The sequence below is a fragment of the Pseudomonas sp. Irchel s3h9 genome (assembly GCF_900187475.1).
In the GTDB taxonomy this organism is placed as follows: Bacteria; Pseudomonadota; Gammaproteobacteria; order Pseudomonadales; family Pseudomonadaceae; genus Aquipseudomonas; species Aquipseudomonas neuropathica.
The window spans coordinates 145,279-168,301 of record NZ_FYDH01000004.1 but is presented as its reverse complement, the minus strand read 5'-3'; the positions used below and the strand labels follow the sequence as shown (position 1 = coordinate 168,301).

24 protein-coding genes and 1 tRNA gene are annotated in these 23,023 nt (G+C 58.7%); 19 read left to right on the top strand and 6 right to left on the bottom strand.

The window, feature by feature from the left end; all coding sequences use genetic code 11:
- Positions 1-6: 6 nt before the first annotated feature.
- Positions 7-609, bottom strand: coding sequence for a cold-shock protein (locus CKW26_RS30370; protein ID WP_008080216.1), 603 nt, complete (start codon positions 607-609; stop codon positions 7-9).
- A gap of 312 nt (positions 610-921) precedes the next feature.
- On the opposite strand from CKW26_RS30370, the gene CKW26_RS08305 reads away from it, so the two are divergent.
- The 19 genes from CKW26_RS08305 (at position 922) to nadA (ending at position 15,990) form a co-directional block, all read left to right on the top strand.
- Positions 922-1,392 carry a Dps family protein gene (locus CKW26_RS08305; protein ID WP_038366640.1) on the top strand — a complete coding sequence of 157 codons (471 nt, stop codon included), beginning with the start codon at positions 922-924 and terminating at the stop codon, positions 1,390-1,392.
- 184 nt (positions 1,393-1,576) lie between these two features.
- Positions 1,577-1,915: a ribbon-helix-helix domain-containing protein gene (locus CKW26_RS08300; protein ID WP_095048215.1), complete on the top strand. Its 339-nt coding sequence runs from the start codon at positions 1,577-1,579 to the stop codon at positions 1,913-1,915.
- A 131-nt stretch (positions 1,916-2,046) separates the two neighbouring features.
- Positions 2,047-2,268: an FmdB family zinc ribbon protein gene (locus CKW26_RS08295; protein WP_093430491.1), complete on the top strand. Its 222-nt coding sequence runs from the start codon at positions 2,047-2,049 to the stop codon at positions 2,266-2,268.
- Positions 2,269-2,368: 100 nt separating this feature from the next.
- The gene (aspS, locus tag CKW26_RS08290) at positions 2,369-4,144 is read left to right on the top strand and encodes an aspartate--tRNA ligase (RefSeq protein WP_093430490.1); all 1,776 of its coding nucleotides are present in this window, start codon (positions 2,369-2,371) and stop codon (positions 4,142-4,144) included.
- A gap of 129 nt (positions 4,145-4,273) precedes the next feature.
- On the top strand, positions 4,274-5,020 hold the full coding sequence (locus tag CKW26_RS08285) for a YebC/PmpR family DNA-binding transcriptional regulator (RefSeq protein ID WP_007912738.1): 747 nt from the start codon (positions 4,274-4,276) through the stop codon (positions 5,018-5,020).
- A gap of 158 nt (positions 5,021-5,178) precedes the next feature.
- A complete protein-coding gene (gene ruvC, locus CKW26_RS08280; protein WP_007962095.1) occupies positions 5,179-5,706 on the top strand; it encodes a crossover junction endodeoxyribonuclease RuvC in 528 nt (175 codons plus the stop codon).
- 114 nt (positions 5,707-5,820) lie between these two features.
- A complete protein-coding gene (ruvA, locus tag CKW26_RS08275; RefSeq protein WP_034153418.1) occupies positions 5,821-6,429 on the top strand; it encodes a Holliday junction branch migration protein RuvA in 609 nt (202 codons plus the stop codon).
- Positions 6,430-7,491, top strand: coding sequence for a Holliday junction branch migration DNA helicase RuvB (gene ruvB / locus CKW26_RS08270; protein ID WP_007912736.1), 1,062 nt, complete (start codon positions 6,430-6,432; stop codon positions 7,489-7,491).
- 127 nt (positions 7,492-7,618) lie between these two features.
- Positions 7,619-8,086, top strand: a complete 468-nt coding sequence (ybgC, locus tag CKW26_RS08265) for a tol-pal system-associated acyl-CoA thioesterase (RefSeq protein WP_095048214.1) — start codon at positions 7,619-7,621, stop codon at positions 8,084-8,086.
- Positions 8,076-8,771 (top strand): protein TolQ, encoded by a 696-nt coding sequence (gene tolQ / locus CKW26_RS08260; RefSeq protein ID WP_008080223.1) that lies wholly within the window; start codon positions 8,076-8,078, stop codon positions 8,769-8,771. The genes ybgC and tolQ overlap by 11 nt, the downstream gene beginning before the upstream one ends.
- 23 nt (positions 8,772-8,794) lie before the next feature.
- Entirely contained in the window at positions 8,795-9,247 is a 453-nt protein-coding gene (gene tolR, locus CKW26_RS08255; RefSeq protein WP_161806672.1) for a protein TolR, read from the top strand.
- Positions 9,247-10,326: a cell envelope integrity protein TolA gene (gene tolA, locus CKW26_RS08250; RefSeq protein WP_095048213.1), complete on the top strand. Its 1,080-nt coding sequence runs from the start codon at positions 9,247-9,249 to the stop codon at positions 10,324-10,326. Before tolR ends, tolA begins: the two co-directional genes overlap by 1 nt.
- Positions 10,327-10,343: 17 nt before the next feature.
- Positions 10,344-11,624, top strand: coding sequence for a Tol-Pal system beta propeller repeat protein TolB (gene tolB / locus CKW26_RS08245; RefSeq protein WP_095048212.1), 1,281 nt, complete (start codon positions 10,344-10,346; stop codon positions 11,622-11,624).
- Between the two features lie 52 nt (positions 11,625-11,676).
- Positions 11,677-12,174, top strand: coding sequence for a peptidoglycan-associated lipoprotein Pal (pal, locus tag CKW26_RS08240; RefSeq protein WP_003178634.1), 498 nt, complete (start codon positions 11,677-11,679; stop codon positions 12,172-12,174).
- A gap of 6 nt (positions 12,175-12,180) precedes the next feature.
- Complete coding sequence (gene ybgF / locus CKW26_RS08235) at positions 12,181-13,014, top strand: tol-pal system protein YbgF (RefSeq protein WP_007912724.1); 834 nt, start codon at positions 12,181-12,183, stop codon at positions 13,012-13,014.
- A gap of 166 nt (positions 13,015-13,180) precedes the next feature.
- Positions 13,181-13,828, top strand: coding sequence for a 7-carboxy-7-deazaguanine synthase QueE (gene queE / locus CKW26_RS08230; RefSeq protein ID WP_095048211.1), 648 nt, complete (start codon positions 13,181-13,183; stop codon positions 13,826-13,828).
- Between the two features lies 1 nt (position 13,829).
- A complete protein-coding gene (gene queC, locus CKW26_RS08225) occupies positions 13,830-14,522 on the top strand; it encodes a 7-cyano-7-deazaguanine synthase QueC (RefSeq protein ID WP_095048210.1) in 693 nt (230 codons plus the stop codon).
- A gap of 62 nt (positions 14,523-14,584) precedes the next feature.
- Positions 14,585-14,660, top strand: a tRNA-Lys gene (locus CKW26_RS08220).
- A gap of 271 nt (positions 14,661-14,931) precedes the next feature.
- A complete protein-coding gene (nadA, locus tag CKW26_RS08215) occupies positions 14,932-15,990 on the top strand; it encodes a quinolinate synthase NadA (RefSeq protein ID WP_016773509.1) in 1,059 nt (352 codons plus the stop codon).
- A gap of 135 nt (positions 15,991-16,125) precedes the next feature.
- Here the strand turns inward: nadA and CKW26_RS08210 are convergent, their stop codons facing one another.
- From CKW26_RS08210 to gcvP, 5 genes are all read right to left on the bottom strand, one after another.
- Complete coding sequence (locus CKW26_RS08210) at positions 16,126-16,614, bottom strand: RDD family protein (RefSeq protein WP_095048209.1); 489 nt, start codon at positions 16,612-16,614, stop codon at positions 16,126-16,128.
- Between the two features lie 96 nt (positions 16,615-16,710).
- Positions 16,711-16,923 (bottom strand): cold-shock protein, encoded by a 213-nt coding sequence (locus CKW26_RS08205; RefSeq protein WP_003227496.1) that lies wholly within the window; start codon positions 16,921-16,923, stop codon positions 16,711-16,713.
- 403 nt (positions 16,924-17,326) lie between these two features.
- The gene (gene gcvT / locus CKW26_RS08200; protein ID WP_095048208.1) at positions 17,327-18,451 is read right to left on the bottom strand and encodes a glycine cleavage system aminomethyltransferase GcvT; all 1,125 of its coding nucleotides are present in this window, start codon (positions 18,449-18,451) and stop codon (positions 17,327-17,329) included.
- Between the two features lie 134 nt (positions 18,452-18,585).
- Positions 18,586-19,962 carry an L-serine ammonia-lyase gene (locus tag CKW26_RS08195; protein ID WP_095048207.1) on the bottom strand — a complete coding sequence of 459 codons (1,377 nt, stop codon included), beginning with the start codon at positions 19,960-19,962 and terminating at the stop codon, positions 18,586-18,588.
- A gap of 203 nt (positions 19,963-20,165) precedes the next feature.
- A complete protein-coding gene (gene gcvP, locus CKW26_RS08190) occupies positions 20,166-23,018 on the bottom strand; it encodes an aminomethyl-transferring glycine dehydrogenase (RefSeq protein ID WP_095048206.1) in 2,853 nt (950 codons plus the stop codon).
- Positions 23,019-23,023: the final 5 nt, after the last annotated feature.

Below are 23,023 nucleotides of genomic sequence, written 5' to 3'. Positions count from 1 at the left end.
CCTGGATCAGCGTCGCGGCAGCGCGGCGATCACGTCCTCGGCTTGCAGGCCCTTGTCCCGGTTCATTACCGAGAACTCCACGCGCTGGCCTTCGACCAGGACGCGGTGACCTTCGCCACGGATCGCGCGAAAGTGCACGAAGATATCATCGCCGGAATCCCGGGAGATAAAGCCGAAGCCTTTGGAGGTGTTGAACCACTTGACGGTACCGGTATCACGATTGGTCATGTCATAGCTGGTTGGAGCAGCAGCCGGTGAAGAACGATAGAAGCTGACGGCCAGGTGCAGAACCACGGCAACCAGCGCGATCACCAGAGTGAACAGCACGGCTGGCTGACCGGCGATGACGGGCATCGGGGCGATCAGGGTCAAGGTTTGCAGGACGACGGTCAGTACCAGCAGCGCGCTGACCAGGTTTTGCAGATGCTGACGAGGGCCTTTGTTCCAGTAAGGAATCACTGGGGCAATCACCAGGTTCAGCAGGCCGAAAAAGGCCAGGTAAAGTGCATCGGGTTGTTGCAGGTAGGGAACGGCTTCGGATTTCAAGCTGGGTATGAACGACAGCAGCAAAGCCGCTGCGCCCATTAGCAGGTGGACGATTTTCAACATTTTGATTGGCTCACGTTTATGACGGCTCACAAGGAAGAGCTGAAGGCGCACGGTTCGCTTCGGAACAAAATAAGAGGCGGTGGACACGTTCACGGCATCAGCCTATGCGCCACGCCCCGAAAAATGGGGCATGGCGACACACTGCCTATTTAACAGCAAAGCCTGCGGCTACTCAAATCAGCCCGGCCAGCGGCATCGCCTCGGTCGATTTGTCGCAGTGTGGGCACCTGATCGGGGCTGCGGGGTGTCGACAGCCTTGCTAGAGTGGGTCTGCACCTGTTGGATGAATTCAATCGCCGTTAGGGGGTAAACATGGCAATCGATATCGGTATCAGTGAAGAAGATCGCAAATCCATCGTCGAAGGCTTGTCGCGTCTGCTGTCGGACACCTACGTGCTGTATCTGAAAACCCACAACTTCCACTGGAACGTCACCGGCCCGATGTTTCGTACGCTGCACTTGATGTTCGAAGAGCAATACAACGAGCTGGCGCTGGCCGTGGACTCGATCGCCGAGCGTATTCGCGCATTGGGCTTTCCGGCGCCTGGCGCCTATGCCACGTACGCGCGCCTTTCTTCTATCAAGGAAGAGGTGGGTGTGCCGAGTGCCGAGGACATGATCAAACAATTGGTCGATGGTCAGGAAGCCGTGACCCGCACGGCCCGTGGCATCTTCCCGCTGCTCGACAAGGTCAGCGATGAACCGACCGCAGACCTGCTGACCCAGCGCATGCAGGTTCACGAAAAAACGGCGTGGATGCTGCGCTCGCTGCTGGAAGCGTAATCCCCCTAGCGCGCGGGCCCGCCAGCGGGGCTCGTGCGCTGTCCGCAATCCTACCTGTGTCGTTGGCTTATCCTACGGAGTCGGTCAATAAGTCGTCTGGCTATAACTTTGTGTCTGCGCTTTTATGAAAGCCACAGGATGTGACTTTTCAAACAAGCAGAGATGGCAAAGGAGTGTCACTGATATGGCAGAGGGAGACAGGCGAGGCGACAGGATTGTCGGCTTGCCCCATGAGTTGAAAGTTGATCCGTTCATCAGCGAGTTCGACATGGCACTGGTTCAGCCATCGTCACGATCCGTGCGTCTGAACGGTTATGCGACCTGTCTGCGGCTGGAGCGGGTCTACTGGAACATCCTCGGCAACATGGCCGCAGATAACTGCTGTTCGATCAGCTCGCTGTTGTCCCACGTCGACCGCGAAGTGCATCTGCGTCACGGCGGGGTGAGAAATTTCAGCGCGCTGGTGCGGGTGGTGTGCGTCATGAACGGCGTCAAGCAGGCAGCAGCTGCCGAATCGCTCTGAAACGGCGGTTGCAAACGAGGTCTCGGCCTGTGCAGTCTTACGGCTGCACAGGCCGCATTTAATCGATATAATCCCGCTCTTTCGCCGCAAAGCCCTGCGCGCGGTGGCAATCTGATCGCCGAGACACCCCCATGCCGATGTACGATTACCAATGTGCTTCCTGTGGTCATCAGTTGGAAGCCATTCAAAAGATCAGCGATGCACCGCTGGTCGACTGCCCTGCCTGCCAGGCGCCAGAGCTCAAGAAACAGCTGTCCATGCCAGGCTTTCGCCTCAGCGGCAGCGGTTGGTACGAAACCGATTTCAAGACCGGGACCAAGAAGAATCTGGCCGGTGGCGACAAATCTGACTAGGGTTCAACCCCAGGTTGAACGACACGCGTGAGTTTCCGCATTGCTTTGAAAGCAACGGGATCTCCACCGAATATCGAATGACGAGAAGCGAACCATTATCATGATGCGCAGCCACTATTGCGGCCAACTGAACGAAAGCCTGGAAGGCCAGGAAATTACCCTTTGCGGATGGGTTCACCGTCGCCGCGACCACGGCGGGGTGATTTTCCTCGATATCCGTGATCGTGACGGTCTGGCCCAGGTGGTATTCGATCCGGATCGCGCCGAGAGCTTCGCCGCTGCCGATCGCGTGCGCAGCGAGTACGTCGTGAAGATCACCGGCAAGGTGCGTCTGCGTCCGGCCGGTGCGACCAACGCCAACATGGCGTCGGGCATGATCGAAGTGCTGGGTTATGAACTGGAAGTGCTGAACGAGTCGGAAACTCCGCCGTTCCCGCTGAACGAGTTCTCCGACGTTGGTGAAGAAACCCGTCTGCGTTATCGCTTCCTCGACCTGCGTCGTCCGGAAATGGCCGAGAAGCTGCGTCTGCGCTCGCGCATGACCACCAGCATCCGTCGCTTCCTCGACGAGAACGGCTTCCTCGACGTTGAAACGCCGATCCTGACCCGTGCCACCCCTGAAGGTGCGCGTGACTATCTGGTGCCAAGCCGTACCCACGCTGGTTCGTTCTTCGCCCTGCCGCAATCGCCACAGCTGTTCAAGCAACTGCTGATGGTTGCCGGTTTCGACCGTTACTACCAGATCGCCAAGTGCTTCCGCGACGAAGACCTGCGTGCTGACCGTCAGCCTGAATTCACCCAGATCGACATCGAGACCAGCTTCCTCGATGAAAAAGAGATCATGGGCCTGACTGAAGAAATGATCCGCAACCTGTTCAAGGAAGTGCTGGGTCTGGAATTCGGCGATTTCCCGCACATGACTTTCGAAGAAGCCATGCGCCGCTACGGTTCCGACAAGCCAGACCTGCGTAACCCGCTGGAACTGGTCGACGTTGCCGATCAACTGAAAGAAGTTGAATTCAAGGTGTTCAGCGGCCCGGCTAACGATCCGAAATGCCGTATCGCCGCACTGCGCGTTCCAGGCGGGGCGAGCATGCCACGCAAGCAGATCGACGATTACACCAAGTTCGTCGGCATCTACGGTGCCAAGGGCCTGGCGTACATCAAGGTCAACGAGCGCGCTGCCGGTGTTGACGGTCTGCAATCGCCGATCGTGAAAAACATCCCTGAAGACAAGCTCAACGTGATCCTCGATCGCGTTGGCGCAGTCGATGGCGACATCGTGTTCTTCGGCGCCGACAAGGCCAAGATCGTCAGCGAAGCTCTGGGCGCACTGCGCATCAAGCTCGGTCACGACCTCAAGCTGCTGACCTGCGAGTGGGCGCCAATGTGGGTCGTCGACTTCCCGATGTTCGAAGAAAACGACGACGGCAGCTTCTCCGCGTTGCACCACCCGTTCACCGCGCCGAAATGCTCTCCTGAAGAGCTGGAAGCCAACCCGGCTGGCGCTCTGTCCCGCGCCTACGACATGGTATTGAACGGCACCGAGCTGGGTGGCGGTTCGATCCGTATCCACCGCAAGGAAATGCAGCAGGCGGTGTTCCGTCTGCTGGGTATCAATGAAGCAGAACAGGAAGAGAAATTCGGCTTCCTGCTCGACGCGCTGAAGTACGGTGCTCCGCCGCACGGTGGTCTGGCCTTCGGTCTGGACCGTCTGGTGATGCTGATGACCGGCGCCCAGTCGATCCGTGAAGTGATCGCCTTCCCGAAAACCCAGAGTGCTGCCGACGTCATGACGCAAGCGCCGGGTGTGGTGGATGCCAAGGCACTGCGCGAGCTGCACATTCGTTTGCGCGAAACGCCAAAGGCTGAGTAAGACGGGCCTGAAGGCGCATCTTCGGATGCGCCTTTTTTCTTTCTATAAAGAGCAGGTCGAGATTTTTTTGTTTGCTGGCCGCTGCATGAGCAGGGCGGGCAACGTTTCAAAGAGAATTCGGAGCGAGTTATGGCAGGTCATTCCAAGTGGGCGAACATCAAGCACCGCAAAGAACGTCAGGATGCCAAGAGAGGCAAAATCTTCACCAAGTGGATCCGCGAGTTGACCGTTGCAGCCCGTCAGGGCGGCGGTGATCCGGGTTCCAACCCGCGTCTGCGTCTGGCCCTGGACAAGGCGCTGAGCGCGAACATGAGCCGCGACATCATCGACCGTGCCGTGGCGCGCGGCGCTGGTGCCACCGAAGCGGATAACGTTGAAGAGCTGACCTATGAAGGTTACGGCCCGGGCGGCGTGGCGGTGATGGTCGAGTGCATGACCGACAACCGCAACCGTACTGCTGCTGCTGTGCGCCATGCGTTCAGCAAGTGCGGTGGTAACCTCGGCACCGACGGTTCGGTAGCTTACTTGTTCGAGCGCAAAGGCCAGATCAGCTTCGCGCCGGGCGTTGATGAGGACGCACTGACCGAAGCGGCGCTGGAAGCCGATGCCGATGACGTGGTCAGCCACGAAGACGGCTCGATCGATGTGTTCACCTCGTTCACCAGTTTCTATGCCGTGCGTAACGCGCTGGAAGCCGCTGGATTCAAGGGCGATGACGCGGAAATCGTCATGCAGCCGACCACTAGCGCCGAACTGGATCTGGAAGGCGCGGAAAAGGTGCTGAAGCTGATCGACATGCTAGAGGATCTGGATGACGTGCAGAACGTTTATTCCAACGCGGATATTCCGGAAGACGTGGCCGCTCAGCTCGGTTAAGAGCGGCTACGATTCAATGTGGGAGCGAGCCTGCTCGCGAAGGCGGATTTTCAGGCAACATCGTTGCTGATGATGAAACCGCCTTCGCGAGCAGGCTCGCTCCCACATTTGTTATGGGTTGATTTGAAAATCGTGCTTTTACCGAATCTGCAGGCGTTATGACTTTAATTCTTGGTATCGACCCCGGTTCGCGCATCACCGGTTACGGGATTGTTCGCGATACCGGGCGTGGCGGCTGTATCTATGTGGCATCCGGCTGCATCCGCACTGGTGCGGGCGAGCTGCACGAACGCCTGCAAATCGTCTATCGCGGCGTGCGCGAGATCATCCAGACCTACGGACCGGTGACCATGGGCATCGAAAAGGTGTTTATGGCGAAAAACGCCGACTCGGCGCTGAAGCTGGGGCAGGCGCGCGGTGCAGCGATCGTCGCCGGTGCGGAAGAGTGCCTGGAGATCGCCGAATATACGGCCACGCAGGTCAAGCAAGCCGTTGTCGGCACCGGCGCCGCCAATAAAGAGCAGGTGCAGATGATGGTCATGCACATGCTCAAACTCACCAGCAAACCGCAAATCGATGCCTCTGACGCTCTGGCCATTGCCATTTGCCACGCGCACACACGTTCCAGTCTGCTGCCGCACGGCCTGGGAACGGCACGCAGTCGTGGCGGGCGCCTGCGTCTCTGATAGCATCAGCATCAATTTTCCTGAAAGCCGGTTTTTGCGCCTGGGTCGTCGGCCCGAAATCCGCCTTTCGACAGTCGCCAGCCCACGGCTGGCCAACGCTCAAGGATCTGAAACGTGATTGGACGCTTGCGCGGCACCCTGGCTGAAAAACAGCCGCCGCACCTGATTCTGGATGTAAACGGCCTCGGGTATGAGCTGGAAGTGCCCATGACCACGCTTTATCGCCTGCCGTCGGTCGGTGAACCGCTGACCTTGCACACGCATTTGGTCGTACGCGAAGACGCGCAATTACTCTATGGTTTTGCCGGCAAGCGTGAGCGAGACTTTTTTCGCGAGTTGATCCGTCTCAATGGTGTCGGGCCAAAATTGGCCCTGGCCTTGATGTCGAGTCTGGAAGTCGACGAGTTGATCCGCTGCGTGCAGTCTCAGGACACCTCGGCGTTGACCAAGGTGCCGGGTGTCGGCAAGAAAACCGCTGAGCGTCTGCTGGTCGAACTCAAGGATCGCTTCAAGGCCTGGGAAACTACGCCAGCCATGTTCGCGCTCGTGCCGAACCAGCCGGATGGCCCGGCGCCGGTTAACACCGCCGAGAACGATGCGGTCAGTGCGCTGATTTCCCTGGGCTACAAGCCGCAGGAAGCGAGCAAGGCGATTACCGCCATCAAGGACAAGAATTTGAGCAGTGAAGACCTGATCCGCCGCGCCCTGAAGGGAATGATTTAAGTGATTGAAGCTGATCGTCTGATCACCGCCGCGCACAGCCCGCGCGAGCGCGAAGAAGTCCAGGACCGGGCCATTCGCCCGGTCAGCCTGGCCGACTACATCGGCCAGCCGACCGTGCGCGAGCAGATGGAGCTGTTCATCCAGGCCGCCCGTGGCCGAAGCGAATCCCTCGACCATACGCTGATCTTCGGCCCGCCGGGTCTGGGCAAGACCACGCTGGCCAACATCATCGCTCAGGAAATGGGCGTATCGATCAAGAGCACTTCCGGGCCGGTGCTTGAACGTCCGGGTGATCTGGCGGCGTTGCTGACCAATCTTGAGCCGCACGATGTGTTGTTCATCGACGAAATCCATCGCCTGTCGCCGATCGTTGAAGAAGTGCTGTATCCAGCGATGGAGGACTTTCAACTCGACATCATGATTGGCGAAGGGCCGGCAGCGCGTTCGATCAAGCTCGATCTGCCGCCATTCACGCTGGTCGGCGCGACGACTCGCGCCGGCATGCTGACTAACCCGTTGCGTGACCGCTTCGGTATCGTCCAGCGTCTGGAGTTCTACAGCACGGCTGATCTGGCGACGATTGTCAGCCGTTCCGCAGCCATCCTCGGTCTGCCGCTGGATCCGGAAGGCTCGTTCGAAATCGCGCGCCGCGCCCGGGGCACGCCGCGGATCGCCAACCGTCTACTGCGCCGTGTGCGCGACTTCGCCGAAGTGCGTGCCAAGGGCCATATCACCAAAGCGGTGGCGGACCTGGCGCTGAACCTGCTGGATGTCGACGAACACGGTTTCGATCATCAGGACCGGCGTCTGCTGCTGACCATGATCGAGAAGTTCGATGGCGGCCCCGTCGGTATCGACAGCCTCGCCGCTGCAATCAGCGAGGAACGCCACACGATTGAAGATGTGCTGGAGCCGTATCTGATCCAGCAGGGTTACATCATGCGCACTCCACGGGGCAGGGTGGTGACGCGCCATGCGTACCTGCACTTTGGTTTAAACATCCCGTCACGAATGGGTGAAATGCCCGTGGCAGACGAGTTTCTCGATGCCGTGGACGATTGATACACATTTTTTGTCGATTTATTCAGGGTTTGTACGGTCATAGGACGGTACTTTTGCGGTAAAGCCCTGAAACCATGAAAAACAGTTGCCTGGCCGGATTGGCAACCTGAGGAGTAAGCACTAGAGTATGCGCGCGCAAAACGGGCTTGAGTCGTTCGCACATCGTTGTCGCGTTTATTACGAGGACACCGATGCGGGCGGCATCGTGTATTACGTTAATTACCTCAAGTTTATGGAACGGGCTCGAACCGAGCGGCTTCGCGAGCTGGGCTTTGCCCAATCGCAGCTGGCAGGGGAGGACCTGTTGTTTGTCGTGCACTCCAGCGAAGCGCGCTATCACGCGCCGGCGCGACTGGACGACGAACTGCTGGTAAGCGCTGATGTAATCGAATTGAACCGGGTCAGCCTGCGCTTCAAACAGCAGGTCAGGCGGGCGACGGATAATGTGCTGCTCTGTGAAGGGCAGTTTTTGGTGGCCTGTGTGCGCACTAACAGTTTGAAACCCCGGGCCCTTCCCGAAGACTTGCGTGCGGCCTTCGCCGACGCGGTCGGCCCGGGTACACACTCAAAGCAGGAGATAAAGCGTGGAAGCTAACGTCGTCGACCATTCCTCCATGTGGAGCCTGGTCAGCAATGCCAGCATCGTGGTGCAGTTGGTAATGTTGACCCTGGTGGCCGCATCGGTGACCTCATGGATCATGATCTTTCAGCGCAGCAATCTGCTGCGCGCCGGTCGACGCGCCCTGGAGAGCTTCGAAGAGCGCTTCTGGTCGGGTATCGATCTGTCCAAACTGTACCGTCAGGCGGGTAGCAACCCTGACCCGGATTCGGGCGTCGAGCAGATCTTCCGCGCTGGCTTCAAAGAGTTCTCCCGTCTGCGTCAGCAGCCAGGTGTCGACCCTGAAGCGGTCATGGAAGGCGTGGCCCGTGCCATGCGCGTAGCCATCTCCCGCGAAGAAGAGAAGCTGGAGCAGAGCTTGCCGTTCCTTGCCACTGTCGGTTCGGTCAGCCCGTACATCGGTCTGTTTGGTACCGTTTGGGGCATCATGAACTCCTTCCGCGGTCTGGCCAGCGCCCAGCAAGCGACCCTGGCCACCGTGGCCCCGGGTATCGCCGAAGCCCTGATCGCCACCGCGATCGGTCTGTTCGCCGCGATCCCTGCGGTAATCGCTTACAACCGTTTCGCCGCTCGCAGCGAAACCTTGCTGGGCCGCTACTACACCTTCGCCGATGAATTCCAGGCGATCCTGCACCGCAAAGTGCACACCAGCGAAGAATAAGCAGGTAATTTCCAATGGCTTTAATCGCTCGAGCTCGCAAAAAGCGCAAGCCGGTCGCCGAGATGAACGTGGTGCCTTACATCGACGTGATGTTGGTACTGCTGGTCATCTTCATGGTGACCGCGCCGATGCTCAATCAGGGCGTGAAAGTTGATCTGCCCAAGGTTTCCAGCGAAGCCTTGCCGCAGGACAACAACACTCAGGTCCTGACCATTTCGATCAAGGCTGACAAGACCTATTACTGGAACCTTGGCAGCGAAGTCGATACCGAGAAGCAACAGGACAGGGCCATGACCCTGCCGCAAATGACCGACGCGGTGACCAAGATCATTCGTGCCGGCACTGAAGGCGGCAAGCGAACCCAGGTCTTCATCCGCGGTGACAAGACCGTCGACTATGGTTCCGTCATGGGCGCCATGGGCGGGCTGCAGAAAGCCGGGGTCGGTAATGTTGGTTTGATTACCGAGGCCCCCTGATGCAGCAACAGCGAGAGCCGTCCGCCTCGGAAAGCTACTTCTGGCCTAGTGTTCTGGCAATTGTCCTGCACGTGCTGGTGTTCGGCATGCTGTTCGTCAGTTTTGCCTTCACACCAGAGCTGCCGCCGGCCAAACCGATTGTCCAGGCGACTCTGTACCAGTTGAAATCTAAAAGTCCGGCGACTACCCAGACCAATCAGAAGATTGCGGGTGAGGCGAAGAAAACTGCCGCGCGCCAGACTGAAGTCGAACAGCTCGAACAGAAAAAGATCGAGCAGGAAGCTGTGAAGGCGGCGGAACAAAAGAAAGAAGAAGCGGCTCAAAAGGCCGAGGAAGCCAAGAAGGCCGACGAGTCGAAGAAAGCAGACGAGGCGAAAAAGGCTGACGAAGCCAAAAAAGCCGACGAAGCCAAGAAGACCGCCGAAGCCAAGAAGGCTGAAGAGAAACAATTGGCTGATATAGCCAAGAAGAAATCTGAAGAAGAAGCAAAAAAGGCTGCTGAAGAAGAGGCCAAGAAAGCCGCTGCCGAAGAAGCCAAGAAAAAGATCGTCGAAGACGCCAAGAAGAAAGCCGCCGAAGACGCCAAGAAGAAAGCTGAAGCTGAAGAGGCGAAAAAGAAGGTCGCCGAAGACGCGAAGAAAAAGGCTGCTGCTGACGCTGCCAAGAAAAAGGCCCAGGATGCAGCTCGCAAGTCGGCTGAAGACAAAAAGGCCCAGGCGTTGGCTGAATTGCTTTCGGACAAGACGGATCGGGCAGCGACCAAGGCGGATGAACTCGGCGACAGCGTGGCGGGTGATTTCGACGACCTGATCAGGCTGCGTGTTTCGGAGGGTTGGAATCTTCCACCTTCGGCGCGTAAAGGCATGAAAGTGGAGCTGCGGATCAGTATGTTGCCGGACGGTACCGTAACAGGTGCTACGGTCACAAAGTCCAGCGGCGATGCTTCTTTTGACGCTTCTGCGGTAGCCGCCGTTAAGAACATCGGGCGATTGACGGAAATGCAGGGCTTGAGCCCTACTGATTTTGCTCCGTATCGTTCATTCAAGATGACATTCAATCCTGAGGATTTAGGCTTGTGAGAAATATTCTTCGATCAATGCTGGTCGTTATCTGCTGCCTTGCAGGGATAGCGGTAGCAGACGAAAAGAACATCCTGATCAGCAGCGGCACTGACAGGGCTACTCCGATCGCAGTCGTACCGTTCGGCATGCAGGGCGGTGCCGTGCTGCCGGACGACATGGCAGAAATCATTGGTAACGATTTGCGTAACTCGGGCTACTACTCGCCGATTCCAAAGCAAAACATGATCAGCCAGCCAAGCCAGCCGAGCGAAATCATCTTCCGTGACTGGAAGGCGGTGGGTGCTCAATACATGATGGTCGGCAGTATTGTTCCAGCAGGCGGTCGCCTGCAGGTGCAGTGGGCACTGTTCAACGTTGCCACCGAACAGAAAGTGGCTGACGGCAGTGTTTCCGGCACCACCGAGCAACTGCGTGACATGGCGCATTACATCTCTGACCAGTCGTTCCAGAAGCTGACCGGTATCGAAGGTGCGTTCTCGACGCGTCTGCTGTACGTGACAGCCGAGCGTTTCTCCGAGAAGAACACGCGTTACACCCTGCAACGTTCTGACTATGACGGTGCCCGCGCCGTGACTCTGCTGCAATCGCGCGAGCCGATCCTGTCGCCGCGTTTCGCACCCGATGGCAAGCGCATCGCTTACGTATCGTTCGAGCAGAAGCGTCCGCGTATCTTCATGCAGAACATCGATACCGGTCGCCGCGAGCAGATCACCAACTTCGAAGGTCTGAACGGCGCGCCAGCCTGGTCGCCGAACGGCGATCGCCTGGCGTTCGTACTGTCGAAAGACGGTAACCCGGACATTTACGTGATGAATCTGGCTTCGCGCCAGATCACCCGCGTGACTGCAGGTCCTGGTATCAACACCGAACCGTACTGGGGCAAGGATGGTTCGACCATCTACTTCACCTCGGACCGCGGCGGCAAGCCTCAGATCTACAAAACCAGCGCCAGTGGCGGTGGTGCCGAGCGTGTGACGTTTGTAGGTAATTACAACGCCAACCCGAAACTTTCGGCTGATGAAAAGACTTTGGTGATGATCCATCGTCAGGATGGCTTCACCAATTTCAAGGTGGCAGCTCAGGATCTGCAGCGAGGGAGTGTAAAGATCCTCACTGATAGCACTCTGGACGAGTCACCTACTGTTGCGCCCAACGGCACCATGGTAATCTACGCCACCCGCCAACAGGGCCGGGGAGTCTTGATGCTCGTGTCCATTAATGGACGCGTTAGGCTCCCGCTTCCTACCGCTCAAGGCGAAGTCAGAGAACCGTCCTGGTCCCCTTACCTGAAGTGAGCGGGCGCTACACGTTTTACTTAACACACTGGGGTTCATTAGGAGTTTCACGATGGAAATGCTGAAGTTTGGTAAATTTGCTGCGCTGGCTCTGGCCATGGCTGTAGCTGTAGGTTGCTCGTCCAAAGGCGGCGACAACGCCGGTGAAGGCGCTGTTGATCCAAACGCTGGTTACGGCGCAAACACTGGTGCCGTTGACGGTTCCCTGAGCGAAGAAGCTGCTCTGCGCGCAATCACCACCTTCTACTTCGAATACGACAGCTCGGACCTGAAGCCAGAAGCCATGCGCGCTCTGGACGTTCACGCCAAAGACCTGAAAGCAAACGGCGCTCGCGTTGTTCTGGAAGGCAACACCGACGAACGTGGTACTCGTGAGTACAACATGGCACTGGGCGAGCGTCGTGCGAAAGCCGTTCAGCGCTACCTGGTACTGCAAGGTGTTTCCCCAGCTCAGCTGGAACTGGTTTCCTACGGCGAAGAGCGTCCAGTTGCTACCGGCAACGACGAGCAGTCCTGGGCTCAAAACCGTCGCGTCGAACTGCGTAAGTAATTCGATATGCGAACGTGCCGTCGTGCTGTAACTGTTCTGGCTCTCAGCCTTGCGCCGCTTGCGGCGTGGGCTGCGGTTCCTGTGGTCGATGACAACTCCGGTTATAACAATAGCGGGAGCAGTTATCCGCCTGCAGGTTACGGTACGAACGGCGCCTATGCCGGGGGAGCGGCTTCGGCCCCTGCCTCGGCACAAGGCATGCTGTTCAACCAATTGCAACAGATGCAGGATCAGATTTCTCGCCAGCAAGGCGTGATTGAAGAACTGCAGAATCAGGTTGCGCGCATGAAGCAGGAATCCCTGGAGCGATACCAGGATCTTGATCGGCGCATAGGATCCGGCGTTGCACCTGCCGCGACTCCTGAGAATTCTTCTGCCGGTGGCGATGCAAGTGCTGCTGCCGGTGCTGCCGCTGGCGCCGGGGCTGCTGCCCAGGCACCTGCTGCAAGCAGCGAACCGGGTGATCCGGCCAAGGAAAAGCTGTATTACGATGCCGCTTTCGACCTGATCAAAGCCAAGGATTTCGACAAGGCCAGCCAGGCTTTTGCCGCTTTCCTGCGCAAATACCCGAACAGCCAATACGCGGGCAACGCCCAGTACTGGTTGGGCGAAGTCAATCTGGCCAAGGGCGATCTGCAAGGCGCAGGTCAGGCTTTCGCCAAGGTTTCGCAGCTGTATCCAAAGCACGCCAAAGTGCCAGACTCGCTGTACAAGCTGGCTGACGTAGAGCGCCGTCTTGGTCATACCGACAAGGTCAAAGGCATTCTGCAGCAGGTGGTGGCCCAATATCCGGGTACCTCCGCCGCTCAGTTGGCTCAACGCGATCTGCAACGCATGTAAGGTCGTGTTACCCGTTTAGAAGAAACCCGCGCTTGTCGCGGGTTTTTTCGTTAGAATTCACGCCCTTTTTCTGAAACACGCTTCTTGCGGTCTACGCGTTGGCGGGATTGCCTGAAGTGCCTGACGGAGGCGGACAGCCTGTTTAGCTGTTACGCCCGTGGCGACTATGCAAGACACATTGAGAATCACCGAAGTTTTCTACTCGTTGCAGGGGGAAACGCGGACTGCCGGGCTGCCCACGGTTTTTGTGCGCCTGACCGGTTGCCCTCTGCGTTGCCAATACTGCGACAGCGCCTATGCGTTCAGTGGCGGCACCATCCGCACCCTCGACGACATCCTCGAGCAAGTGGCCGGATTTCGTCCGCGCTACGTCTGTGTCACCGGCGGTGAGCCGCTGGCGCAGCCGAACGCCATTCCTTTGCTCAAGCAGTTGTGTGACGCCGGTTACGAGGTTTCGCTGGAAACCAGTGGCGCACTCGACATTTCGGCCGTCGATCCGCGCGTCAGTCGGGTTGTCGATCTGAAAACGCCGGACTCGAAAGAAGCCCATCGCAACCGTTACGAGAACATCGAACTGCTGAGCCCCAACGATCAGGTGAAGTTTGTCATCTGCTCGCGCGACGACTATGACTGGGCCGTCTCCAAACTGATTCAGTACGGTCTTGATCGGCGTGCCGGCGAAGTGCTGTTCTCCCCAAGTCACCATGACCTCAATGCTCGCGATCTGGCGGACTGGGTGGTGGCGGACAACCTGCCGGTACGCTTGCAATTGCAGTTGCATAAATATCTTTGGAACGACGAGCCGGGGCGCTGATATGACCGAACAACTGAACACTCTCGAAAAACGCGCGGTCATCCTGCTGTCCGGTGGCCTGGACTCGGCGACCGTCGTGGCCATGGCACGAGCCGAAGGCTACCGCTGCTACACCATGAGCTTCGACTACGGCCAGCGCTCGCACGCCGAACTGCACGCCGCTGCCCGCGTCGCCCGCGACTTGGGTGTGATCGAACACAAGGTGATTGGCCTCAACCTGAATGGTATGGGCGGCTCGGCACTGACCGACAGCAGCATCGATATTCCGGAGGAGCTGGGCGAAGGCATTCCGGTGACTTACGTGCCGGCGCGTAACACGGTGTTCCTTTCGCTGGCGTTGGGCTGGGCAGAAGTGCTGGGTGCGCGTGACATCTTTATTGGTGTCAACGCCGTGGACTATTCCGGTTACCCGGATTGCCGTCCCGAGTTTATCGAGTCGTTCGAGCGCATGGCCAACCTGGCGACCAAGGCCGGTGTGGAAGGCAACGGTTTCCGCATTCAGGCGCCCCTGCAGAACCTGAGCAAGGCGCAGATCGTCCAGGCGGGCGTGAAGCTCGGCGTTGATTATGGCCTCACCGTTTCCTGCTATCAGGCCGACGATGACGGCCGCGCGTGCGGTAAATGCGACAGCTGCCGCCTGCGCGCAGAAGGCTTCGCGGCCGCTGGTGTGGACGATCCAACACCTTATTTTTGATTATTTTCAAAAAGGTGTTGAATAGTCCTTAAAAATCAGTATTATACGCGCCACCACACAGCGGGTCGTTAGCTCAGTTGGTAGAGCAGTTGGCTTTTAACCAATTGGTCGTAGGTTCGAATCCCACACGACCCACCATATTTGGCGGTTTAGAAAATCCGGAAGGCCCACGAAAGTGAGGATTTCCGGGTTTTTTTTTGCCTGTAATTTCGCTCCGCGTTATTTCAATACCCGCAGCGCTGACGCAGGTCAGAATCATCTTTTGTATCAACGGGATATTCTGTAGCCTTGCGCAGCTTCAATGCTGTCCGTGCCTGATAATACTCACTCTCCCGGCGGTACCCTCAAGCGGTCCGGAGCCGGGTGTATACTCGACTTTCGCGCGAACGCGCCTGCAGGTCTTGCGAACATGACGCAGATTTCCGAACGCCTTCTGGTTCAAGCCCACCTCGATGCCAAACAGCCCAAACCGCTGACGGCCGAGGAGGAGGCTTATTACCGTTCCGCCATTGCCGCCGAGCTCAAGGCTCAGGACGCGGTGCTGGTGGCCCACTTTTATTGCGATCCGGTGATTCAGGCTCTGGCCGAAGAAACCGGCGGTTGCGTCTCCGATTCCCTGGAAATGGCCCGCTTCGGCAATGCTCACCCGGCCAAAACCGTGGTGGTCGCCGGCGTGAAGTTCATGGGCGAGACCGCGAAGATTCTCAACCCGGAAAAACGCGTGCTGATGCCGACCCTGGAAGCGACGTGCTCGCTGGACCTGGGTTGCCCGGTCGACGAGTTCTCGGCGTTCTGCGATCAGCACCCGGAGCGCACGGTGGTGGTCTATGCCAACACCTCCGCAGCCGTTAAGGCTCGGGCTGATTGGGTGGTGACTTCGAGTTGCGCGCTGGAGATCGTCGAAAGCCTGATGGACAACGGCGAGACCATCATCTGGGGGCCGGACAAGCATCTGGGCACTTACATCCAGCGCAAGACCGGCGCGGACATGCTGCTGTGGGACGGTGCCTGCATCGTTCACGAAGAGTTCAAGTCCAAGCAGCTTGAAGACATGAAAGCGTTGTACCCGGACGCTGCGATTCTGGTGCACCCGGAGTCGCCAACGTCGGTGATCGAACTGGCGGACGCCGTGGGTTCCACCAGCCAGTTGATCGCTGCCGCGCAATCGCTGCCGAACAAGACCCTGATCGTTGCGACCGACCGTGGCATCTTCTACAAGATGCAGCAGCTGTGCCCGGACAAGGTCTTCATCGAGGCGCCAACCGCTGGTAACGGCGCGGCGTGCCGCAGTTGCGCACATTGCCCGTGGATGGCCATGAACACCCTTGAGCGCACGCTCAAGAGCTTGAAGGAAGGGACCAACGAGATCTTTGTTGATCCGGCGTTGATTCCGCAGGCGATCCGGCCATTGAAGCGCATGCTCGACTTTACTCAAGCTGCGCGGATGAAGCTGGCCGGTAACGCCTGAGGTCTTTCAGGCAATAAATAAACCTGTAGGAGTGAGCCTGCTCGCGATAGCGGTGTGTCAAACAACGAAAATGTTGACTGACACACCGCTATCGCGAGCAGGCTCACTCCTACAGTGGTTTTCGGCGTCTGAAAATTATTTGGTCTTCTTCGGGATCCGGACGAGGCGGGTATCGGAATAGATGTCATGCCACGTGCGCTTCTGCTTGTCGTACAGCGACCAGAGGAATCCCAACCCCACGCACAGCCACGACGCAATCGACACCATAAACCGCAACAACGCCTGCCACAGGCTGATCGCCGTGCCATTGGCGTTCTGCACGCGAATGCCCCACACCTGCATGCCCAGCGTCTGACCGCCGTGGGTCCAGAACTTGGCAAAAAATGCGAACAGAACCAACACCAGCACGGTCGAGTAGAGCGGATCACCGTCGAGCTTGCCGGCATCGGTCATCACTCGCAGGCGCTCTTCACCAATTATCGCTGCCTGAATCATCTTGTAGATGCCACCCGTGACGATCAGCAGGGCGGTGCATAGCAGAAAGTCATAGAACATCGCCGCCAGACGCCGGCCTAGACCAACGGCGGGAAAATCGCCCTGTGGGGTGAGCAGGTTTTTCGACATGGCAGCCTCTGGACGCAAAATGAAGCGCCATTTTACGGATTCGCGCGCACAAAAAAGCCCCTGATATCAATATCAGGGGCTTTTTCGTAACAGAAATCAGGCTTCTGCTTGTACTTCGTCAGCCTGCATGCCTTTCTGGCCCTGCACAGCAACGAAGGTCACTTTCTGGCCTTCTTTCAGGCTCTTGAAACCGTTGCCCTGAATGGCGCGGAAATGTACGAACAGATCCGGACCGCTTTCTGGAGTGATAAAACCAAAACCTTTCTCGTCGTTAAACCACTTGACGGTACCGCTCTGACGTGTGGACATTTCTTATTTCCTTTGACGCAAAAATTAATGACAGTCTCTTTCTCATGAAAGAGTACTGGGGCTGGTTGCAGGAGAGTAAGAAGACGTCGAACGGGATGTAGCTAACTTGTAGGCTACTGCCCAGGTCACGATTCCAAGCTGACCCATGCAAACACAGTGGAGAAACTCTACGCCAACTACAGGAGAAAAAACAAGCCCTGCGAAGCCCCCGGTTTTACTGAGCTTGAGCAAGTTAATCCTCTCGCTAGTGCGGTCTTAGACGATTAGCCTGTTCAATTGTTTTCGATCGTTATAAGCAAAGTTCATATTCGAATCAGTTGATAGAAAATGCACTTTTTTGTGGCGATTGCGTTACACATTAGTGCACGCATAACGCAATCGCGTTACTTATAGAAACAGTCAATCAGCCGCGATAGTAGCGTTGTGGAACAAATGGCATTTTGCTTACAAGCATTTGCACCTTTTTCCCACGAACGATGGCCCAAACCGGTGTGTCGAGGGTGACATATGCGCTGTCGAGGTAACCCATCGCCAACGGCCCGCCCAAGGTCGGACCGAAACCACCGCTGCACACGCTGCCGATGATTTCGCCGGCTTCGTTGACGATTTCTGCGCCTTCACGCACGGGTGTGCGCTCCTGCGGCAGCAAGCCGACGCGTTTGCGTGCCACGCCATTCTGTTGCTGGGCGAAAATATTCTCCGCGCCCGGGAAACCGCCGGCCCGCGCGCCATCAGCGCGACGTGGCTTGGAGATCGCCCATAACAGGCTGGCTTCGATCGGCGTGGTCTCGGTGTTCATGTCGTGGCCGTAGAGGCACAGACCGGCTTCCAGACGCAGCGAGTCGCGAGCGCCGAGGCCAATGGCCTGGACTTCCGGTTCGGCGAGCAGGGCGCGGGCAAGTTTTTCGGCATCTGCAGCTGGTACGGAGATTTCGAAACCGTCTTCACCGGTGTAACCCGAACGGCTGACAAAGCAGTCGACGCCGAGCAGATTGACACGGGCGAACTGCATAAAAGTCATTTTTTCAACGGATGGTGCCAGCCGCGCCAGCACGGTGACCGCCGCCGGACCTTGCAATGCCAGCAGAGCGCGCTCTTCGAACAGCGCCGTAATGGTGCACTGATCGCCGATGTGTTTTTGCAGGTGGGCAAGGTCCTGATCCTTGCACGCGGCGTTGACCACCAGGAACAATTCGTCATTACCGAGGTTTGCCACCATCAGGTCGTCGAGAATGCCGCCGTTGTCGTTGGTGAACATCGCGTAACGCTGCATGCCCACCGGCAGGTCGATGATGTCTACCGGCACCAGGCTTTCCAGGGCTTTGGCGGCGTTGGCGCCGGTCAGGCGAATCTGGCCCATGTGCGAGACATCGAACAGCCCGGCCTGCTCACGGGTGTGCTGGTGTTCTTTCATCACGCCGAGTGGGTATTGCACCGGCATGTCGTAGCCGGCGAACGGCACCATGCGAGCGCCGAGTTCGATGTGCAGAGCGTGCAGCGGGGTTTTCGACAGTTGTTCGGTGGACATGCGTGGCTCCTTGAAAATTAGAGTTTGGGGGTAAGAGGCAAGATCAAGATCAAAAGCCCCTCACCCCAGCCCTCTCCCGAAGGGAGAGGGGGCTAATTACTTTTCTCTCCCAGAGGGAGAGGGCTGGGGTGAGGTCAGCATTCGATAATGTTGACCGCCAGACCGCCGCGGGCGGTCTCTTTGTATTTGCTTTTCATGTCGGCGCCGGTCTGGCGCATGGTGCGGATGACTTTGTCGAGGGAGACGAAATGCTGGCCGTCGCCACGCATGGCCATGCGCACCGCGTTGATGGCTTTTACCGAGCCCATGGCATTGCGCTCGATGCACGGCACTTGCACTAACCCGCCAATCGGGTCGCAGGTCAGGCCGAGGTTGTGCTCCATGCCGATTTCCGCAGCGTTCTCGACTTGCTGCACGCTGCCGCCAAGCACTTCGCACAACGCACCGGCCGCCATCGAACAGGCCACGCCGACTTCACCTTGGCAGCCGACTTCAGCGCCGGAGATCGATGCGTTCTCCTTGTAGAGAATGCCGATGGCCGCAGCGGTCAGCAGAAACCGTACGACGCCGTCGTCATTCGCGCCTGGGATAAAACGCATGTAGTAATGCAGCACCGCTGGAATGATCCCCGCCGCGCCGTTGGTGGGGGCAGTGACCACACGTCCGCCATTGGCGTTTTCTTCGTTGACCGCCAAAGCGTAGAGGTTGACCCAGTCGAGCACTGACAACGGATCGCGCAACGCCGATTCCGGGTTCTTGCACAGTTGCCGATGCAACGCTGCCGCACGGCGTTTGACCTTCAAGCCGCCGGGCAAAATACCTTCGTTACGGCAGCCCGCAGCGACGCAGTCCTGCATCACCTGCCAGATTTTCAACAGGCCGGCGCGGGTTTCCGCCTCCGGGCGCCAGGCGCTTTCGTTGGTCAGCATCACCTGACTGATCGACAGACCGTAGGTGGCGCAATGACCGAGCAAGTCCTTGGCGCTTTTGAACGGGAAGGTCAGCGGCGTGGCGTCTTCGACGATGCGGTCGGCACCCGCGGCATCTTCATCAACGACAAAACCACCACCGACCGAGTAGTACTCGCGGCTGCGGATCTGAATCCCGGCAGCATCGAACGCGCGAAAGATCATGCCGTTGGGGTGATAGGCCAGCGGCTTGCGGATCATTGCCAGATGTTCTTTCTCGTTGAACGCAATGCTGTGTTCGCCGAGCAGGTTCAGTCGTCCGTTGCCGCGAATTTCTTGCAGGCGCGCGGCGACGGTTTCGGTATCAACGGTATCGGGATGTTCGCCTTCGAGGCCGAGCAGCACGGCTTTGTCGCTGCCGTGACCTTTACCGGTGGCGCCGAGGGAACCGTACAGCTCAACGCGAACGCTGGCGGTGGTGGTCAGCAGGTTTTCACGTTGCAGGCCTTCGGCGAAACGCGCAGCAGCACGCATCGGGCCGACGGTGTGGGAACTGGAGGGGCCGATGCCAATCTTGAACAGGTCGAACACGCTTAACGACATGAGTGGTTCTCCGGTTTCTTGTTATAGGAATTGGCGAAAGTATCAGGCTTGATGCGTTCCTTGTGGGAGCTGGCTTGCCAGCGATGGCGGAGTGTCAGGCAACAGAGATGGACACTGATCCACCCTCATCGCTGGCAAGCCAGCTCCCACAGGGATTTGTGGTGTTCTGGAGAAAGAGGCAGTTATTCCTGCCCCTCATTCCATTAAGCGTAGCTTTCGATCGGCGGGCAGGCGCACACCAGGTTGCGATCGCCGAAGACGTTGTCGACACGACCGACCGGTGGCCAGTATTTGCCTTCGATCAGCGACGCGACCGGGTACACGGCTTGCTCGCGGCTGTACGGGTGGGTCCACTCGCCAACCAGTTCCGCAGCGGTGTGCGGAGCGTTTTTCAGTGGGTTGTCGTCCTTGTCCAGCGTGCCGTTTTCCACCGCGCGGATTTCTTCGCGGATGCGGATCATGGCGTCGCAGAAGCGATCCAGCTCTTCCTTGGATTCGCTTTCGGTCGGCTCGATCATCAGCGTGCCCGCGACCGGGAACGACATGGTCGGTGCGTGGAAGCCGAAGTCGATCAGGCGCTTGGCGACGTCATCAACGCTGATGCCGCTGCTGTCTTTCAACGGACGCAGATCGAGGATGCATTCGTGTGCCACCAGACCGTTGCTGCCGGTGTACAGCACTGGGTAGTGCTCTTCGAGACGACGGGAAATGTAGTTGGCATTGAGGATCGCCAGCTGCGAAGCGCGTTTCAGGCCTGCGCCGCCCATCATGCGAATGTACATCCAGGTGATCGGCAAAATGCTCGCGCTGCCGAACGGTGCTGCGCAGACCGCGCCCTCTTTGCGTTCCATCTGGCCGTGGCCCGGCAGGAACGGGGTCAGGTGCGATTTCACGCCAATCGGGCCGACACCCGGGCCGCCACCGCCGTGCGGGATGCAGAAGGTTTTGTGCAGGTTCAGGTGCGAGACGTCGCCGCCGAACTTGCCCGGTGCGCAGAGGCCAACCATTGCGTTCATGTTGGCGCCGTCGATGTACACCTGGCCGCCGTTGTCATGAATGATTCCGCAGATTTCGCGGATGCCTTCTTCGAACACGCCGTGGGTCGACGGGTAAGTGATCATCAGCGCGGCGAGGTGTTCGCGGTGCTCGATGGCTTTGGCGCGCAGGTCTTCGATGTCGACGTTGCCGCGCGCATCGCACGCGGTCACAACCACGCGCATGCCAGCCATGTTGGCGGTGGCCGGGTTGGTGCCGTGGGCGGACGACGGGATCAGGCAGATGTCGCGGCGCTCATCGCCACGGCTCTGGTGGTAAGCACGAATCGCCAGCAGGCCAGCGTATTCACCTTGCGAACCGGCGTTCGGTTGCAGCGAGATCGCGTCGTAACCGGTGGCGGCGCAGAGCATCGCTTCCAGCTCAAAGGTCAGTTGCTGGTAACCGACACTTTGCGCGGCCGGAGCGAACGGGTGCAGCGCGCCGAACTCAGCCCAGGTCACCGGGATCATTTCGCTGGCAGCGTTGAGTTTCATCGTGCACGAACCCAGCGGGATCATGGTGCGATCCAGGGCAAGATCCTTGTCCGCCAGTTTGCGCAGGTAGCGCATCAGCTCGGTTTCCGAGTGATAGCGGTTGAACACCGGGTGGCTGAGGATCGGCGACTGACGTACCAGCGCTGCTGGGATGGTGCTTTGCACCGCAGCGGCCAGCGCAGCGAAGTCCGGCAGGGTTTTGCCGTCGGCGAACAGGCCCCACAGGGTTTCGATATCAGCCTGCGTGGTGGTCTCGTCGACTGACAGGCCCAGACGCTGAGCGTCGATCACGCGCAGGTTGATCTGCGCAGCGTGTGCCTTGTCGTGCAGCGCGGCGGTGTTTGCGCCGGTGGCGACGGTCAGGGTGTCGAAGAAACTGGCTTGTTCGACGTTAGCGCCCAGCGCGGTCAGACCCTTGGCCAGGATCGCGGTCAGGTGATGCACGCGGTTGGCAATCTGCGTCAGGCCTTTCGGGCCGTGGTAGACGGCGTACATGCTGGCGATGTTGGCCAGCAGCACTTGTGCGGTGCAGATGTTCGACGTGGCCTTCTCGCGGCGGATGTGTTGCTCGCGGGTCTGCATCGCCAGACGCAGCGCCGGCTTGCCGAAACGGTCAACCGAGACACCGACCAGACGGCCCGGCATATCACGCTTGAACGCATCTTTGGTGGAGAAGTAAGCGGCGTGCGGGCCACCAAAGCCCAGCGGTACGCCGAAGCGTTGTGCCGAACCGATGGCAACGTCAGCACCGAACTCGCCCGGGGCGGTCAGCAGGGTCAGGGCCAGCAGGTCGGCAGCCACGGCGACCAGAGCGTTGGCGGCGTGGAAGCGTTCGGTCAGTTCGCGATAGTCGAACACATCACCGTTGCTCGCCGGGTATTGCAGCAGCGCGCCGAAGAACGGCGTTACGTCAGTCAGTTCACGTTCGTCGCCGACCACAACTTCAATGCCCAACGGCTCGGCACGAGTGCGCAGCACGTCGAGGGTCTGCGGGTGGCTGTGGATCGAGGCGAAGAACTGGTGGCTGCCCTTGTTCTTGCTCAGGCGTTTGCAGAAGGTCATGGCTTCGGCAGCGGCGGTGGCTTCGTCGAGCAGCGAGGCGTTGGCGATCGGCAGGCCGGTGAGGTCGCTGATCATGGTCTGGAAGTTCAGCAGCGCTTCGAGACGACCTTGGGAAATTTCTGGCTGATACGGGGTGTACGCGGTGTACCAGGCCGGGTTTTCCAAGAGGTTGCGCAGGATCGGCGACGGCGTGTGGCAGTTGTAGTAGCCCTGGCCGATGTAGGTCTTGAACAACTGATTCTTGCCGGCGATCGATTTGATCATCGCCAGGGCATCGGCTTCGCTGAGGCCGTCGTCCATGCCGAGCACGCTGGTGCCCTTGATGCTTTCCGGGATGACGCTGGCGCTCAGGGCTTCAAGCGAGTCGAAGCCGAGGCTGTTGAGCATGGCTTGCTCGTCACCGGCGCGCGGGCCGATGTGACGGGCGATGAATTCGTTGGCGGTGCCAAGGTTTACTTGAGTCATGTCGG